General features: G+C 73.5%; 15 protein-coding genes. 7 read left to right on the top strand and 8 right to left on the bottom strand.

The features are described from left to right. Positions 1-140: 140 nt before the first annotated feature. On the bottom strand, positions 141-1,862 hold the full coding sequence (locus ACZ42X_RS30925; protein ID WP_468297008.1) for a PP2C family protein-serine/threonine phosphatase: 1,722 nt from the start codon (positions 1,860-1,862) through the stop codon (positions 141-143). Between the two features lie 270 nt (positions 1,863-2,132). Between ACZ42X_RS30925 and ACZ42X_RS30920 the strand changes: the two genes are divergently transcribed. Then, on the top strand, positions 2,133-2,483 hold the full coding sequence (locus tag ACZ42X_RS30920; protein WP_468297006.1) for an ANTAR domain-containing protein: 351 nt from the start codon (positions 2,133-2,135) through the stop codon (positions 2,481-2,483). Positions 2,484-2,576: 93 nt separating this feature from the next. Here the strand turns inward: ACZ42X_RS30920 and ACZ42X_RS30915 are convergent, their stop codons facing one another. After that, entirely contained in the window at positions 2,577-3,695 is a 1,119-nt protein-coding gene (locus ACZ42X_RS30915; RefSeq protein WP_468297003.1) for an aminoglycoside phosphotransferase family protein, read from the bottom strand. A gap of 234 nt (positions 3,696-3,929) precedes the next feature. Here ACZ42X_RS30915 and ACZ42X_RS30910 point away from each other — a divergent pair, with 234 nt between their 5' ends. Further along, a complete protein-coding gene (locus ACZ42X_RS30910) occupies positions 3,930-5,420 on the top strand; it encodes a DNA-binding protein NsdB (RefSeq protein ID WP_468297001.1) in 1,491 nt (496 codons plus the stop codon). Between the two features lie 163 nt (positions 5,421-5,583). Here ACZ42X_RS30910 and ACZ42X_RS30905 read toward each other — a convergent pair whose 3' ends face one another. Then, the gene (locus tag ACZ42X_RS30905; protein WP_468296998.1) at positions 5,584-7,089 is read right to left on the bottom strand and encodes a PP2C family protein-serine/threonine phosphatase; all 1,506 of its coding nucleotides are present in this window, start codon (positions 7,087-7,089) and stop codon (positions 5,584-5,586) included. A gap of 493 nt (positions 7,090-7,582) precedes the next feature. Between ACZ42X_RS30905 and ACZ42X_RS30900 the strand changes: the two genes are divergently transcribed. Together ACZ42X_RS30900 and ACZ42X_RS30895 are read left to right on the top strand one after the other, a co-directional pair. Continuing rightward, complete coding sequence (locus tag ACZ42X_RS30900) at positions 7,583-8,602, top strand: NAD-dependent epimerase/dehydratase family protein (RefSeq protein WP_468297061.1); 1,020 nt, start codon at positions 7,583-7,585, stop codon at positions 8,600-8,602. A 137-nt stretch (positions 8,603-8,739) separates the two neighbouring features. Continuing rightward, positions 8,740-9,618 carry a hypothetical protein gene (locus ACZ42X_RS30895; protein WP_468296995.1) on the top strand — a complete coding sequence of 293 codons (879 nt, stop codon included), beginning with the start codon at positions 8,740-8,742 and terminating at the stop codon, positions 9,616-9,618. A gap of 24 nt (positions 9,619-9,642) precedes the next feature. Here the strand turns inward: ACZ42X_RS30895 and ACZ42X_RS30890 are convergent, their stop codons facing one another. Then, positions 9,643-10,443: a VOC family protein gene (locus ACZ42X_RS30890; protein ID WP_361425006.1), complete on the bottom strand. Its 801-nt coding sequence runs from the start codon at positions 10,441-10,443 to the stop codon at positions 9,643-9,645. A gap of 210 nt (positions 10,444-10,653) precedes the next feature. Between ACZ42X_RS30890 and ACZ42X_RS30885 the strand changes: the two genes are divergently transcribed. After that, positions 10,654-11,145 carry a hypothetical protein gene (locus ACZ42X_RS30885; RefSeq protein ID WP_468296992.1) on the top strand — a complete coding sequence of 164 codons (492 nt, stop codon included), beginning with the start codon at positions 10,654-10,656 and terminating at the stop codon, positions 11,143-11,145. 38 nt (positions 11,146-11,183) lie between these two features. Here the strand turns inward: ACZ42X_RS30885 and ACZ42X_RS30880 are convergent, their stop codons facing one another. Further along, positions 11,184-12,074 carry a ribonuclease BN gene (locus ACZ42X_RS30880; RefSeq protein WP_468296989.1) on the bottom strand — a complete coding sequence of 297 codons (891 nt, stop codon included), beginning with the start codon at positions 12,072-12,074 and terminating at the stop codon, positions 11,184-11,186. A gap of 143 nt (positions 12,075-12,217) precedes the next feature. Between ACZ42X_RS30880 and ACZ42X_RS30875 the strand changes: the two genes are divergently transcribed. Continuing rightward, on the top strand, positions 12,218-13,219 hold the full coding sequence (locus ACZ42X_RS30875) for a DUF3048 domain-containing protein (protein ID WP_468296986.1): 1,002 nt from the start codon (positions 12,218-12,220) through the stop codon (positions 13,217-13,219). A 22-nt stretch (positions 13,220-13,241) separates the two neighbouring features. On the opposite strand, the gene ACZ42X_RS30870 is transcribed toward ACZ42X_RS30875, so the two are convergent. The 3 genes from ACZ42X_RS30870 to ACZ42X_RS30860 form a co-directional block, all read right to left on the bottom strand. Next, entirely contained in the window at positions 13,242-13,685 is a 444-nt protein-coding gene (locus ACZ42X_RS30870) for a DUF4383 domain-containing protein (RefSeq protein WP_468296984.1), read from the bottom strand. A gap of 119 nt (positions 13,686-13,804) precedes the next feature. Continuing rightward, positions 13,805-14,884, bottom strand: coding sequence for a YihY/virulence factor BrkB family protein (locus ACZ42X_RS30865; protein WP_468296982.1), 1,080 nt, complete (start codon positions 14,882-14,884; stop codon positions 13,805-13,807). Positions 14,885-14,914: 30 nt separating this feature from the next. Next, the gene (locus tag ACZ42X_RS30860) at positions 14,915-15,199 is read right to left on the bottom strand and encodes a hypothetical protein (protein WP_468296979.1); all 285 of its coding nucleotides are present in this window, start codon (positions 15,197-15,199) and stop codon (positions 14,915-14,917) included. Between the two features lie 83 nt (positions 15,200-15,282). On the opposite strand from ACZ42X_RS30860, the gene ACZ42X_RS30855 reads away from it, so the two are divergent. Beyond that, on the top strand, positions 15,283-16,230 hold the full coding sequence (locus ACZ42X_RS30855) for a GNAT family N-acetyltransferase (protein ID WP_468296976.1): 948 nt from the start codon (positions 15,283-15,285) through the stop codon (positions 16,228-16,230). Positions 16,231-16,353: the final 123 nt, after the last annotated feature.

Genomic DNA, 16,353 nt, shown 5'->3' with positions numbered 1-16,353 from the left:
CGGGGCCTTTCGACGAAAAAGGGGTGGGCAGAGGGACACTTCCGGGCCGGGACTACCCACGTCACGTGCGTCCCACGCGGCTCACAAATTAGTCGTACAAGTCATACGAATGGCGGTGTGCGTCCGGTTGTGCGTACGGCTCAGTCGACGCGCACGGCGAGCAGGCAGGCGTCGTCGTCGTGGACCGTGCGTTCGTACTCGTCGGTGAGCCGGTCGACGATGCCCTGCGGCGCCAGGCCGCTGCTCGCGGTCAGCGCCCGCGCCAACGCGTCGATGCCCTCGGTGATGTCCTGGCCGCGCCGCTCGACCACCCCGTCGGTGTACAGCAGCAGCACGTCCCCGGCCTTCAGCGGGAACTCCGCCGTCTCGTAGTCGTGGCCCGGCAGCACGCCCAGCATCGGCCCCCGGTGGTCGGTCGGCAGCGCGAAGACATGGCCGTCGCGCAGCAGCAGCGGCGCTGGATGCCCCGCACAGGTCCAGCGGAACACCCGGTCGTCCCCGACGTGCCCCACGCACATGGTGGCCGTGGCGGGGGTGGGCTCACTGCACACCAGCTCGTTCAGCCAGGTGGTGACGTCACCGGCGCAGGCGCCCGAGTGGGCGAGACCCGCCATCGCATACCGCTGCTGGGCCATCCGCGCCACCGCGTCCAGCCCGTGGCCACTCGCGTCCCCGATGGCGATCAGTGCCCGGCCGTTCGGCAGCGGACGGCACTTGTACCAGTCGCCGCCGACGGCCGCGTCCGGCTCGGCCGGCAGATACGCCGCCGCCGCCGTCAGCCCCAGCTCCGCCAGCCCCTCGGAGTACGTCGGCAGCAGCGCCTCGCGCAGGGCCGAGGCGACGTGCCGCTCCGCCGCGGCCTGCTGCCGCAGCTGGTCCGTCTCGACCTGCTTCTCCACCAGGCGCCGGCGACTGCGCATCTGCGGCGTGAGGTCACGGGCCACGATCTGCACCGCCCACGGCCGCCCGTCCGTCCCGGCCACCGGCCGCCCCAGCAGGTCCACCGTGCGGACCTCGCCCAGCACCAGGAACCGGATGCGCGTCCAGGCGGGCTCCTCACCGGCGAGGACGGACGCGATGAACTCGCCGAACGGCCCCACGTCCGCCGCCACCAGGTGGTCGCACAGCTCCAGCAGCGTCCACGGCAGCGCCGGATCCGTACGGAAGATCCGCTGCAGCCCCTCCGACCACGACACCCCGCCCGACAGCAGGTCCCACCACCCCCACCCCATGGAGGCCAGGTGCTGGGCGTCGATGGTGAGCAGCTCCGCCTGGCTGCGTACCGGCCGCCAGGTCGTGAGCACCTGGTCGCCGCAGGCCGCCGCGTAGTGCACCAGCTGGACGCGCCGGAGCCTGCCGTACCGCTCCTCGGTGTAGTCCACCACCAGGCCGCCCAGCGCCCGCCCGGTCTCCAGGACCTCACTCAGCGCGGCCAGCAGCCCGCTGGCGGCGGCGCCGGTACGCGCCACCTCGAAGAACCGCTGCCCGACCTGCTGGTCCGGCGGCACCAGCCACTCCACCGAGCGGATGTGGTTGCCGGCCCGGATGACGAAGTCCGTGATGGCCCCGGAGCCGTCCCGGACCGGCGCGAGCAGCGCGGCGGACACCGGGATACCCGGCAGGGTGGCGCACAGACAGCGCCACGGGTCGTGGTCCTCGCCCGCGTCCACACAGTTGTGGCGGGCGCCGTGGCCCTGGCCGCACGGGCACTGCTCGGCCTTGCGGGCCCCCTCGCCGGGGGCCGGCGCGTCGGCGCGGCCGGGGGCGGGCGCGACGGCATCCGTCGTCCTGCGCACCTCGGCGCGGAGCGTCGCGATCTCACGCTCGATGAAGGCCTTCAGCGACGCCACGTCGGACGGCATGGGCGCGGCCTCCCGGATCCTCGACACCTGCTAACGGACATCTGCCGCGTATCCGACACGGAGGGCGGTAAACGCCCCGCCACTCCTCCGGCCCACACCGGGACCGGCCGGCCTCCGGAAGAAGGACCGTCCACGGCGGGACGAAAGTCCCCGCCCGGACGGGCCGAACGGCGTGCTTGCGCCGGTCCGGGCCCGGACACAACGCGGGCAGGCACACACCGCACCAGGCACACACCGCACACGAAACAGCGGAGGAGACGACCTCATGACGTGGAAGCCGACCGAAGGCCCGACCCGGCCGTGACGACCGCGCACCCCGTGGAGCGCACGGACCTCGCACGCCTCGCCACCGAGGTGGACCAGCTGCGCCGGGCCCTGGACAGCCGCGGCGTCATCGACCGGGCCCAGGGCATGATCATGGCGCTGACCCCCTGCCCGGCGGACCGGGCCTGGCAGGTGCTCGTGGAGATCTCCCAGCGCGGCAACACCAAGCTCCGCGACGTCGCCGCCGCCCTGGTCGCCACCGCCGACGGCACCCCCCTGCCGCCGGACCTGCACGCCCCCTTCCACCGGGCCCTCCGCGCGGCCCGTGCCTCCCGAGCCGCACCACCGGGCCCCTGAAACCAGCAGTGCGCTGTGTGCCGGTGTGTCGGCACCGGTCACACAGCGCACACCCCCTTCCCAGGGCTCGGTTCGCCGCCCCTCACGAGGCGGTCAGCGCGTGCCGACCGCGGCGCGCACGGCCCGCCGCGCCATGGCGCAGTCGTCGTGCAGCCGCCTCAGCAGCAGGCGCTGCTCCTCCCCGGCGGACAGCCCCCCGGGCTGGACCGGTACCGAGCCGGCCGGCGGCGCCTCTCGTATCGTGCGCTGCACGGCCGTCTCGTACGTCCGTATCTCCCGCGTCAGCACGAGCATCAGGTTCACCAGGAACGCGTCGCGTGCCGCGGGCCCCGCCGCCTGTGCGAGCTGCGCGATCTGCCGCCGGGCCACCGGGGCATCGCCCAGGACCGCCCACAGCGTCGCCAGGTCGTACCCGGGCAGGTACCACCCCGCGTGCTCCCAGTCGACCAGCACCGGGCCTGCCGGCGACAGCAGGATGTTCGACAGCAGCGCGTCACCGTGACAGAACTGGCCTACGCCGCCCAGCCCGCCCGCGTGCGCCAGCCCGTGCAGCAGCTTCTGCAGGTCGTCCCGGTCCCGGTCGGTGAAGAGCCCCAGCTCGTGGTAGCGGGAGATCCGCGAGGCGTAGTCCAGCGGAGCGTCGAACATCCCGGCCGGCGGCCGCCACGCGTTGAGCCGCGCGATCGCCCCCAGCGCGGCCCGTACGTCCGCGCGCGGCGGCGCCTCGAACGGATGCCGGCTGAGCGCTGCGGCCCGCCCGGGCATCCGCTCGATCACCAGCGTGCAGTTGTCGGGGTCCGCGGCGATCAGCCGCGGGGCCCGCACCGGCGGACGGTGCCGTACGAAGGTGCGGTAGGCCGCGATCTCATGACGGATCCGCTCGGTCCAGGCGGTGGAGTGGTCCAGTAAAACCTTGGCGACCGCGGTGGCCCGTCCCGTCGTCCCGACGAGCAGGACGGAGCGGCTGCTGCGCCGCATCAGCTGGACGGGGTTGAACTCCGGGCAGATCCGGTGCACCGACGCGATCGCCTTGCGCAACTGCGCGCCCTGCGGACCGGACAGGTCGATCCTTCCACTGAGCGGCCCCGCCGCCGGTCCCGCCCAGCGCCGGGCCCGTACGGCCTGCGGTGGATCCGGATACGGCCCGCTGCCGGCCGGGAGGGTACGCGCAGGCCGGGGCGGGGCGGACACGGAGGACGATGCTGTGTACATGGGCGAGACAGATCCCTTCGTGTGCCGACGAGTTACGTACGCTGCCCCGTCCCGGCAACCGGCCCGCACCCTGGGGAATGAGGGCCGGTTACCGGAGCGGGGTGGCGCTTTCCTACCTGACACCCGCGCGCGGGTGGCACACCATCTGGCGGACCCTGGCGAAGCCTGGCGAATAGTCGCCAGCCCTATGACACCGGGCTACTGTCAACTCAGCCGAGAACCTGGGGGCTTGACGTGACCGGAGAACCCAACACCCGCCTTGCAGACCTGTTCGGCCTCGCCGGCTGGTCCAAAGGGGAGCTCGCACGGCTCGTGAACCGGCAGGCGGCGGCCATGGGCCACCCGCAGCTGGCGACCGACACGTCGCGGGTCCGGCGCTGGATCGACATGGGGGAGACCCCGCGCGATCCCGTGCCCCGGGTGCTGGCAGCCCTGTTCACCGAGCGACTCGGCCGTGTCGTGACCATCGAGGACCTCGGGTTCGTACGACACGGGCGCGCCGGGAAACGGCGGGACGTCAGGAACACCGACAACCCTGACGGGCTGCCCTGGGCGCCCGAGCGTACGGCTGCGGTCCTCACCGAATTCACGGGAATGGACCTCATGCTCAACCGACGCGGCTTGGTGGGCGCGGGTGCCGCGCTCACCGCAGGCTCCGTACTGACCAGCGCCATGCACGACTGGTTCCGCACCGATCCCGCACGCGGCGCGGACGCCCCGCACCTCGACGACCCCCTGCACGCCGACCCGGCCGGGTTCGACCGCTACGAGGCCGCGCCCATCGGGTCCCAGGAGATCGAGGCGCTGGAGCGCTCCGTCGAGGTGTTCCGCGCCTGGGACGCCGCCCGTGGCGGCGGGCTCCAGCGCAAGGCGGTCGTCGGCCAGCTCAACGAGGTGGGCGGCATGCTCGCCTACCACCACCCCCCGCACATCCAGCGGCGGCTGTGGGCCGTCGCCGCCAACCTCGCCGTCCTGGCCGGCTGGATGTCCCACGACGTGGGCCTCGAACCCACCGCGCAGAAGTACTTCGTCATCGCCGCGCACGCCGCCCGCGAGGGCGGCGACCTGCCGCGCGCCGGCGAGGCGCTCTCCCGCGCCGCCCGCCAGATGGTCCACCTCGGCCGTCCCGACGAGGCCCTGGACCTGATGAAGCTCGCCCGCGCCGGCTCGGGCCCCGAGATGCTGCCCCGCACGCACGCCATGCTGCACACCATCGAGGCGTGGGCGCAGGCGGCGATGGGCCACGGCCAGGCGATGCGCCGCACCCTCGGCGAGGCGGAGGAGCTCTTCGTCTCCGACCGCAGCGACGTGCCGCCGCCGAGCTGGATGCAGACCTTCAAGAAGGAGGACCTGTACGGGATGCAGGCCCTCGCCTACCGCACCCTCGCCGAGCACGAACCGGGGGCCGCGAAGCAGGCCCAGCACTTCGCGCAGAAGGCGCTCGCCCTGCGCGTCGACGGACGGCAGCGCTCGAAGATCTTCGACTACCTGTCCATGGCGTCGGCGTGCTTCATCGCCGACGACCCCGAACAGGCCGACCGCTACGCGCGCCTCGCCCTGATGTCGATGGGGGAGACCTCCTCGCAGCGCACGTGGGACCGGCTCCGGGAGATGTACCGGCTCACCGGGAAGTACGCGGACTACTCGAAGATCGAGGACCTGCGCGAGGAGATCGAGGTGGCGATGCCCAAGACCACGCAGAAGCAGCGGAACACCGACATCTAGCGCATCCGCCGGCCGCGTCCGTCGGCGGACAGCCGACGCCCTACGGCCTGGTCCGCGAAGTCCGTCCCGCCCGTCCCGGCCCGTTTCCGTTCAGTTCCGTAACCGACTCTTCCGACAGCCCCGTACCGGCGTCGTCCGTCGCCCTGCGGCGTCCTCCGACGCCCTATGACGGGTCGCCGACCCTGGCGACCATGACACACGCGTCGTCCTCACGCGGGCAGGCGCCGAACTCGTCCACCACCATCCGCACGCACTCCTGCGCATCGCGCGCCCGGGCGAACAGCGGTGCCAGCCGCAGCAGCCGGTCCGTCCCCTCCGTACCGAAGGGGTCCGCACCCGTGCCGCGCGTGAGCCCGTCCGTGTGCAGGACCAGCAGGTCGCCGGGGAGCAGCCGCACCTCGGTCTGCTCGTACGCCGTCTGCGGCGTGGCCCCGAGGAGCACGCCGTCCGGGCGCGTCAGCGCACGCCCCGTCCCACCGCGGAACAGCAGCGGGGCGGGGTGTCCCGCCTGCGCCCAGGTCAGCGTCCCGGTCGCCGGGCTGTAGCGGCAGCACACGGCGCTGCCCAGCGCCGTGTGCGCCGACGCGTCCAGCAGCTGGTTGAGGTGGCCCATCAGCGGCCCGGGCCGGATCCCGGCCACCGCCATGCCGCGCAGCGCGCCCAGCAGCATCGCCATCGAGGACGTCGCCGACACGCCGTGCCCGGTGAGGTCGCCGACGGACAGCAGCGTGTCCCCGTCCGGCAGCTCCAGCGCGTCGTACCAGTCGCCGCCGATCAGCGCACTGGACCCGGACGGCAGGTAGTGCCCGGCCAGGTCGAGGGCCGCGGGCCCGCCGTGGGGGAGGCGCAGCGGGCCGCGCCACGGCGGCAGGACCGCCTCCTGGAGCTCCACCGCCACCCGGTGCTCGGTCTGTTCGATGTCCTGGCGGCGGCGGAGCGACTCGCGTGATTCGCGGACCACCCGCTCACTGCGGCGCAGTTCGCTGACGTCCCGTAAAACGGCCCACATCGACGCCGTGCAGCCGTCCGCGTCGAGGACCGGCTCGCCCATCATGTGGAGGGTGCGCACCCGGCCGTCGGCGCGGACGATCCGGAACTCGCCGTCGATCGGCTTGCCGTCGATCAGGCAGCCCGTCACCATCGCGGTCAGCGCCGCCTGGTCCTCGGCGAACACCATGGACGGCAGCTCGTCCAACGACATCGGGCCCGCCTCGGGCGAGCGGCCGAAGATCTGGAACAGCTCGTCGGACCAGGTCACTTCGTCGGTGAGGAGGTTCCACTGGGCGCTGCCGACCCGGCTGAGCAGCGCGCCGGTGCGCGGCGGCGCGTCCGCGAGGGCCTCCTCGGCGGATTCTCCGTCCTCGGTGCCTTCGTCGAGGGACTCCGTGGCGGACCCGGCGCCGGCGGACCGGGAGCCGAGGGCGCGGTCCTCGCCCAGCCCTTCCTTCAGCTGGCCCAACTGCGCGCCCAGGTCGTCGAGTTGGTGGACGGCGAGGTCGCACAGTGCGCGCTGCCAGCGGCCCTGCGGATCGTCCTCGTCCGCGACGGCGTCCCGGCGTACGGCGTCGACGTCTCCCCGCAGTCGGCGGGTCTGCGAGATCAGCGCGTCCACCGTGCCGCGCTCGGGCGGCTGCCCGGCGGCACGGTCCGCGAACAGATGGGACGGCATGTCGTACTCCGATACGGGCGCGGTGTGGCCAGGGTCTGAAATATAAGGACCGGTTACGACTGTTGCACAGGGCGCGATGGCCTGTAAGGGGTTTGGCAACACTCGATATGGTGGTGCTTCTGGCATATGCCAAAGGCTCGGCTATTACCGGCCAACTCCGGCCTGAACGCGCCGTATCGGAGTCCTTCCGCCCTGTTACGGCAGGGGTCGCGCCCCCGCGCACCGGCGTCCGCGGCCGACGGAACCGCGTGGGTTTCCGTCACGTCCCCGACCTGCGGCAGGCCGCCCTCGACCCGCTCGCGGACGGCGTTTTCCACCCTGCTCGGACGGGTGAGCGCCATGATCACGAGGTTGACGATGGTGCCCTCGGTGCACCCCCGGGCACGTGGACGGCCGCCCAGCGGGTACCCGGAGCGTCCCGGCGCGGTGCCGGGGAACGTCGATCCGTACATCCGTACATCTGTACGATCCGTCGGAGGGCAGGACCGTGAGCATGGAAGCCGGCAAGAGGGTCGTCGTCACCGGAGCCACCGGCAACGTCGGCACCAGCGTGGTGGCGGCGCTGGCCGACGACCCGCAGATCGCATCCGTACTGGGCCTGGCGCGCAGGCTGCCCGGCTGGTCGCCGCCGAAGACCGACTGGGCCGCCGTGGACCTGGCCGAGGACACCGACCTCGTCAGGCACTTCGAGGGCGCCGACGCCGTGATCCACCTGGCCTGGGCGTTCCAGCCGACCCACGATCCCGTCCGGACCTGGCGCACCAACGTCCTCGGCAGTCTCCAGGTCTTCCGGGACGTCGCCTCCGCCGGCGTGCCCGTCCTGGTCCACGCCTCCTCCGTCGGCGCCTACTCTCCGGGCCCGAAGGACCGGGCCGTCGGCGAGTCGTGGCCGACACACGGCTGGCCGGAGGCCGCGTACTGCCGTGAGAAGGCGTACCTGGAGCGGGTGCTGGACTCCTTCGAGGTCCGCAACCCCGGCGTCAGGGTGGTGCGGATGCGCCCGGCGTTCCTGTTCAAGGAGGAGTCGGCGAGCGAGCAGCGCCGGATCTTCGCCGGGCGCTTCCTGCCGGGGACACTGGCCCGCCCGGGGGCGGTCCCCTTCGTGCCGGACATCCCCGGCCTGCGGTTCCAGGCCCTGCACACCGACGACGCGGCACAGGCGTACCGCCTCGCGCTCAGCCACGAGGTCGGCGGCGCCTTCAACATCGCCGCCGAGCCCCCCGTCGGCGCCGAGGAGCTCGCCGACCTGCTCGGCGCCCGGCTCGTCCGGGTGCCCCGCCCGGCCGTCCGCGCCGCGCTGGCCGCCGCCTGGAACCTGCGGCTGGTGCCCGCCTCGCCGCAGCTCTTCGACGCGGTGCTGCGCCTGCCGCTGATGGACTGCACCCGGGCCCGGGTCGAGCTCGGCTGGCACCCGCAGCGCACCGCGCTCGACGCGCTGGAGGAGCTGCTGCGCGGCATGCGGAGCGGCGCCGGCCAGGACACCGCGCCGCTCGCGGGCCGCAAGGTCGGCTGACGTACGCGCCCCCGCGCAGCCGGCCCGGTGCGCCGCGTCGCCGGATGTGACCCGATCCGCACCCTCCGCACGGGTGACGGCGCCTGCCTCCGTGGGCAAGCCCTAAGGAGACAGGTGTCGGGTCGAAAGGGGCCACCGTGCCGGACAGACGCCCTCGCGGCTACCAGCCCGGCTGGCAACCGCGCCCGGCGACGGAGCAGTTGCTCGCCGAGGTGGAGATGATCCTCGGCCGCTACGCCGCACAACTGCCGCTGACCATGCGGCAGATCTGGTACGCGACGGTCGCCGACGGCGCGCTCGCCAAGCAGGAGCGCACGTACAGAAGACTGGCCGACATGCTCGGCATGGCCCGCCGCGCCGGCCGCATCTCCTGGCTCGCGATCCGCGACGACGCCGACCCCGCCGCCGAACCGCGGACGTTCGACGGTCCCGCCGGCTTCCGGCGCGCCGTCACCGACGCCGCCCGCGCCTACCGGCTCGACCGGCAGGCCGGTCAGGAGGCCCGCCTCGAAGTGTGGTGCGAGCCGACGGGCCTGGCGCCGCAGCTGGCGGCCGTCACCGACCCGTGGGGCGTGCCCGTGTACGCGGGCGGGGCGCTCACCTCCCTGTCCGGCAGGCGCGCCGCGGCACGCCGGGCGGCGACCGGCGGGCACGGCGCCGTGTGCGTCCTGGTGGTCGGCGACTGGGACCCCGGGCGGCAGCACCTCTTCACCGCCCTCGCGGAGGACGTCAAGGCCTTCGCCGAGCTCGACGCCCCCGACGTACGCGTGGAGTTCGAACGCCTGGCCGTCACCGAGGCGCAGATCGCCGAGCTGCGCCTGCCGCCCGCCCCTCTGCGCGCCGGAGCCGCTCCCACCCAGGCGGAGGCCATTCCGCCGGACGTCCTCGCCGGACTCGTACGGGAGGCCATCACCCGCCGCCGTGACGACGAGGTCCTGGCGGCCGTCCTCGCCCGGGAGGAGGCGGAACGCGGCCTGCTGCTGGAGCAGCTCCGCAGGATGCCCGCGGGCGCGTAGAAGGGCGCCCGCGGGCGGCCCGGCTCACTCCGCCAGCGTCTGGGTGGTGACGACGAACAGGCCCCCGTCCGGGTCGCGCAGGGTGGCCTCCACGCCGGGCTCGTGGTGGATGACGGAGCCGCCGTGCTCCTGTGTCGCCCGTACGCAGGCGTCGACGTCCGGCACGGGGAAGTAGACCTGCCAGCGCGGGCGGATCGACGGGTCCGGCGCGGCCTCCAGCGCCCCGGAGCTGAGCCGGGCGACGACGCGGCCGCCGCTGCGCAGCACGACCTCGTCCTGCTCGTACTCGACGTCGCAGCAGCCGGGGCGCCCGCTCGCCCAGTCGAGGATCTCCCCGTAGAAGATCGCCGCCTCGAAGGCGTCGCGGGTCTGCAGCTTCACCCAGGCGGGGGCCGCGTCCCGCCAGTTCTCCCAGCCCGACAGGAGCCGGCCCTCCCAGATGCCGAACACCGCACCGTCCCGGTCGGCCGCGAGGGCGCCGCGCCCCATCGCGAAGGACACCGGCCCGACGGCGACGGTGGCGCTGCGCTCCCTGATGCGGGACGCCGTCTCGTCGGCGTTCTGGACGGCGAAGTACGGGGTCCAGGCGACGGCCATCTGCAGAGCGCTGGCCAGGGCACCCATTCCGGCCACCGGTTTGCCGTTGGCGAGCGCGACGCTGAACTCCTCGCCGAGCCGTGCGGGGCGGTACGTCCACCCGAGCACGGCGCTGTAGAACTTCTGCGCGGCGCTCAGGTCGTGGGTCATCAGGCTGACCCAGCACGGGGCGCCGTACACGGCCTCACTGGAGGTCACGCCCTTGGTCGCTGTCGGTTTCGTATTCATGTGCAAACCGCCCTGTGTCACCATGCCGCTCTGCCCGGATGTCCATCCTTGCACTGTTTACAAGGGCGGTCCTGTTTCGCCCGGCTGTTTGCCTGCCCGCCCACCCGCGCTCCACGCGTCCGATTCCGCCGCTGGCCCCGAGAGTCACTTGGTGTGTACCTGACGCTAAAGTGCGGTGGTTCGATCAGACGTTCGGTGAAGGGGTGGGGTATGAGCACGCAGCTGAGGGAGAGAGCCGGGGAGTTGGCCGCGGTGCTGTGGCGCGAGCACACCGTCTACCGGGACCGCGCCGGGGGAGTGGTCATCCGCGGCGAGCACGTCGAGCGCTGGATCAGCCTCGCCCCGGCCGGCGGCCGCGACGAGGTGCTGCTGCGGGCCGGCCGCCTCCTGGACGGCGGCACCACCGCCCCGGCGCGCTCCGAAGTGGTCATGCCGCTCTCCGCCTCCACGGCGGAGCTCGCCGCGGCCTGCCGCCGCCTGCTCGCCGACACCGCCGCCGACGCCGCCCCCCGGACCGCCCGCTTCGGCCCCGGCCGCGACCGCAAGCCGGGCAGGCGGGAGCGTGCGCACGAGCGCCGGGAGGCACGCATGCGGCGACGCGCGCAGCGGCGGCAGCGGCACACGAGCCTGCGCTCCTGGGTGGTCCTGGCCTGTGTGGCGGCCCTGGTCGCGTACTACCTCTCCAGCACCGGGCTGATCTGACCGCCGGCTGAGCGACACCCCGGGCCCGCGGCGGCGGGCTACGGCCTCCGCCGCGCCCGGAGGCGGTCCCGCCACCGTCGCGCGGTCCGCTCCAGGTGCCAGCGCTCCTCGTACAGCAGGCGCCCCACCAGCGAACCGCCGAAGACCACGAAGCCGACCCCCACGAGCCAGGACTGGACGACCAGCATGGTGCCGACGGGGCCGTACGCCACCGTGTTCGAGGCGATCAGCGGGGAGAACACCAGCCGCGAGAAGCCCCGCAGCCCCGCCAGTCCGATCACGGTCGCCACCGCACCCGGCAGCAGCGCCCGCCAGGGCAGCCGCCCGCCCAGCAGCAGCCGCTGCGACCACCAGAAGAACAGCACCCCGCTGACCACGGCCACCGTGGCGCGCCACGTCAGGTCGCCCGCGTCGGTCGGCCGCGTCGCCACGTGCGCGGAGAGCAGCAGGTAGCCGATGAGGACGGCGAGCCACACGCCGTGCCGCCACATGGTGTGCCAGCGCGCGGCGGGCAGCTCCCACACCTTCTCGTACCCGGTCTGCACGACACCGCCGAAGGTCACCCCGAAGACGGCCAGCGCCGCGATACCGAAGCCGGTCGTCGACTCCAGCGCCCTCCCCGGCGTCGCGAACAGCCGCCGCACCTCCATGTCCGCCGGGGTCGACACGCCGAGGCCGTCCGAGACCCAGTCGGCGAAGCCCTGCCCGTTCGCCGGATCGGCCGCCGCGACCACGATGAGCAGCGGCACCAGGGTCAGCAGCCCGAGCGCCGCGAACCCCATGGACCGGTGCATCAGCTCCAGCTCGTTGCCCCGCCGCCATCCGCGCCCGGCGGCCGAGCCGTGGAAGGCGCCGTACAGCCGGCCGAGCCGGTCCAGCCGGCCGGCCCACCACCGCCGGCCCTCGGCACCGGAAGACTTCTCGGGCATGGAAGTCGCATACCCCGACGGCGCCCGCCGCTACGGCCGGTCGCGGAGGAGGCCCCGAATGGACGCTTGCGCGGATACTCCCGCCGCCTCTGTCCCAGCGGCCCTTTTCGTGGTGCACTGAGGGTGGGCAGGGAGCTGGGCCGATGGGTACGAAGCGGAAACCGGGACCAGCAGCGGCAGGGATGGCCGTGGCGGTGTGCGCCGCCGTGGCCGCCGGACTCTACGGCTGCTCCTCCTCCGAGCCCCGGCGGGAATCCCCGAAGCCGTCCACGCCGCCCGCTTCCGCCCCGGCCGGCGTCTCACCCTTCACCGGGCTCCCGGCCCGCTCCGGTACGCCGGTGCTCGCCGTCAAGATCGACAATGTGCCCCCGGCGCGCCCGCACACCGGACTCGGCGCCGCGGACATCGTCTACGTCGAACAGGTCGAGGCCGGGCAGAGCCGCATCCTCGCCGTCTTCTCCTCCAGGCAGCCCCCGACGGTCGGGCCGGTGCGCAGCGCGCGCGAGTCGGACCTGGAGCTGCTGCGGCAGTTCGGCCGCCCCGCGCTGGCGTACTCCGGCGCGCAGTCGAAGCTCCGGCCCCTCATCGACGCCGCGCCCCTCTTCCCGCTCACCCCGTCGGACGCGCCGGGCGCCTACTCCCGTGGCGGCGACCGCCCGGCGCCGTACAACCTCTACCTGCGCCCCGACCGGGCCCTGGCCGCCGCGCCGCAGGCCGACAAGGCGCGCGACATCGGGTTCCGCTTCGGCGCCGCCCCGGCGGGCGGCCGACAGGTCAACGAGCACACGGTCCGCTACCCGGCGGCGCGCTACACCTTCACCTGGTCGGAGAGCGGCAAGCGCTGGCAGGTGGCGATGGACGGGACGCCCGCCCGGACCACGGACGGCGGCCGGATGGGCGCCCCCACCGTCGTGGTGCAGGACGTGGAGGTACGCCCCTCGAAGTTCCGCGACCGGTCCGGCAGCGTCTCGCCGTACACCGAGACCGTCGGCTCCGGCAGCGCGCTCGTCCTACGCGACGGCCGCGCCCACGACGCCCGGTGGAGCCGGCCCGCGGCCGAGAGCGGCACCACCTTCACCACGCCCGCCGGGCAGCGGCTGAACTTCGCGCCCGGTCAGGTGTGGGTTCTGCTTACCGCCCGCTAGGGCGTGTCCTTCGGATCAGGCCCTAGGCGCGGCGACGCCGGGTCAGTACCACGCCCAGGAGGACCATCAGGGCTCCCAGGGCGAAGTGCAGCCAGTTGTCGGCCGTGTTGACGGGGACGAAGTTGGCGCCGCTGTCGTGGTCGATGAACAGCCCGTACAGCCACAGCGCCAGGTAGACGACCCCGCCGCCGATGAGGAACGACCGGGCGCCGGACACGGACCGCGCCATGACGAGGCCCGCGATGCCGAACAGCAGGTGCACGAGGTTGTGCAGGATCGACACCTGGAAGACGCCCAGCAGCTTGGCCTCGGAGTGGTGCTCCGCGAACTCCATCGAGCCGTAGTCGGTGGTGATGCCCGGGATGAAGCCCAGTACCGCCACCAGGAGGAAGACCACCCCCACCAGGAGCGCTGCCTGCTGCACGGGACTGCGGGGCGTGGAGGTCATACGGGGTGCGCTGGTCATGACGGAAGCCTCCCTTTCCGGGGCGGTGCCTCGGGCCCGCCGTACGGGCCCGCAGCGCCCGGGTACCCCCGGATCGGCACCATGTGCCCAGAGACCCCGCCCGTCTCGTCCGGGCGGGGTCACTCCATGCGGCGGCGGTCCTCGTCGGTCCACTTGCTGGTGTCGCGCGGCTCCACGTACGGCTCCTCGTCCTCCGGATGGCCGCCGTCGATGGCGCGCTGCCGGGCCAGCTCCGCGTCGAACTCCAGGCCCAGCAGGACCGCCAGGTTCGTGATCCACAGCCAGACCAGGAAGATGATCACGCCGGCGAGGGTGCCGTAGGTCTTGTTGTACGAGCCGAAGTTCGCCACGTACAGGGCGAAGCCGCCGGAGGCCACCATCCAGATGAGCAGCGCGACCAGGCTTCCCGGGGTGATCCAGCGGAAGCCGCGGCCCCGGGCGTTGGGCGCGGCCCAGTACAGGATCGCGATCATGATGGTGACAAGGAGGACCAGGACCGGCCACTTCGCGATGGACCAGACGGTCATCGCGGTGTCACCGAGACCCAGCGCCGTACCCGCCTGCCGGGCGAGCGTGCCCGTGAAGACCACGATCAGCGCGCTGACCAGCGCCAGGACCATCAGCGTGACGGTGAGCGCCAGCCGCAGCGGCATCACCTTCCACACCGGGCGGCCCTCGGGCATGTCGTACACCGCGTTGGAGGCGCGGATGAACGCCGCGATGTAACCGGAGGCCGACCACACCGCGGCCAGCAGACCGACCACGGCCATGACCGAGCCGACCCCCGCCGAGCCCTGCAGCTGCTGCACCGCGTTGGTGATGACGTCCCGCGCCGCGCCGGGCGCGAACTTCTGGAGGTTGTCCAGCACCGACCGGGTGACCGAGTCGCCCGCGAGGCCCAGCAGGGAGACGAGGACCAGCAGGGCCGGGAAGAGCGAGAGCACCCCGTAGTACGTCAGGGCCGCGGCCCGGTCGGCGAGCTCGTCGTCCTTGAACTCCGCGAGCGTCCGCCGCAGCACGGCCCCCCAGGACCGTTTGGGCATGTCGGTGGGCTGGTCGGGTGCCCTGTCCTCGACCTCGGGGTCGGGCCCGGGGCGGTCGTCGCGGTGCGTGTCGCGGTGGCCGCCGCCGCCCTGGCCGGGGCCGGTGACGGGAGGCTCCGGCTCGTTCCTGTGCTGCCGTTTCGTCATCCGTGCCATGGATCCGCGAGTAACCGCTCGGACGGTGGTTCAACCCTCCCGGGACGGGTCCGGGTCTTCCCCGGTGCCGTCGCCGGTCCCCCCGCTCTCCAGGGGCTCCAGGGTGGCGGCCACGTACTCGGCCTCCCGCTCGGCCTCGGACATGTCGGGGACGAGGAAGCCGTCCCCCGGCCGCTCGGGCGACCGGCCGCCCCCGGAGAGGCGCTCCCGCCACCGCTCGGCGAGCTGCTGCTGCCGCTCCTCCGGTTCCCGCTGGACGCGCGCCCGGCTGGCGGAGGTGAGGGTCGACAGGAAGTCACGCAGAACGTCGTTCATGGAGCCAGTGTTCTCCCGGCGGCCCCTTCCGGCACCCGTAAAACGGTTTGCGCGCCGTGACGCCGGGCGCCGACAGTGATCCGATGCACCCAGCACCCCCATGGACCGTCCGGGCCGCCCGGACGGACGACGCGCCGCTGATATGCGAGCTGCTCAACGCCGTCGACACGATCGAGACGGGCGCGCCCGACACCGAGCTGCACAGCGTCGAGGCCGACCTCGCGCACCCCGACGTCGACCTCGCCGAGGACTCGTGGCTCGCCTTCGAGGGCGGCCGGCTCGTCGCCTACGCGCTCGTGCTGCCCGCCACGAGGGCCGAGCGCGTGGACATCGACCACTACGTCCTGCCCGCGCACCAGGCCGCCGGCGAACGGCTGCTGGAGCTGGCCGAGGGGCGGGCCCGCACGCGGGCGGCCCGCAGCGGAGCGCACCGGGCGGTCGTCCACCTCCACCTCAACCACGAGCCCACCACCGACACCGCCCTCCTCGACGCCCGGGGCTGGCGGCGGGTGCGGCGCTACCACGTCATGAGCCGGGCCATCTCGCCGCAGGGCGACCCGGTGCCCGAGCCGCCCGCCGGGGTGTCGCTGCGCGACTGCACCGACGAGGCTGACCGCCGCCGCGCCCACGCCCTCGTCGAGGAGACGTTCGCCGGGCACTTCGACCACCGGAGCCGTACGTACGAGCAGTGGCGCCACGACATGGACGCCGCGCAGTGCGACTGGTCACTCGTCTGGATCGCCGCCCTGGAGGGCGCCGGCGACACCGCCGTCCTCGTCAGCCGCAACGACCGCGAGTCCATGGCCTGGGTGAGCAACCTCGGCGTCCGCGAGGACGCACGCGGCCGGGGCCTCGGCGGCCACCTCCTGCGGCACGCCTTCGGCGCGTACGCGGCCCTGGGCCGCCGGACGCTGGGCCTGGGCGTGGACACGCTCAACACGACGGGCGCCCTGCGGCTCTACGAGGCGCACGGGATGCGGAGGGAGTACGCCGTCGACACCTGGGAGGTGGCGCTTCCCGTGGCGGCCTGATCGGGAAGAGGCCCCCGAGGCGGCCGCACGCCCCACACGGCGGATCATGGGCCCGTACACTCGTGCCCGGCTTACCCCAGAGGCGGGGCGAGCGACGAGCGACCAACACGCTTTACCGGAAAG

It is taken from the genome of Streptomyces sp. NPDC030862, assembly GCF_055571835.1.
Note: the sequence above shows the minus strand (reverse complement) of the source record. Positions and strands in the feature narration are given on the sequence as shown.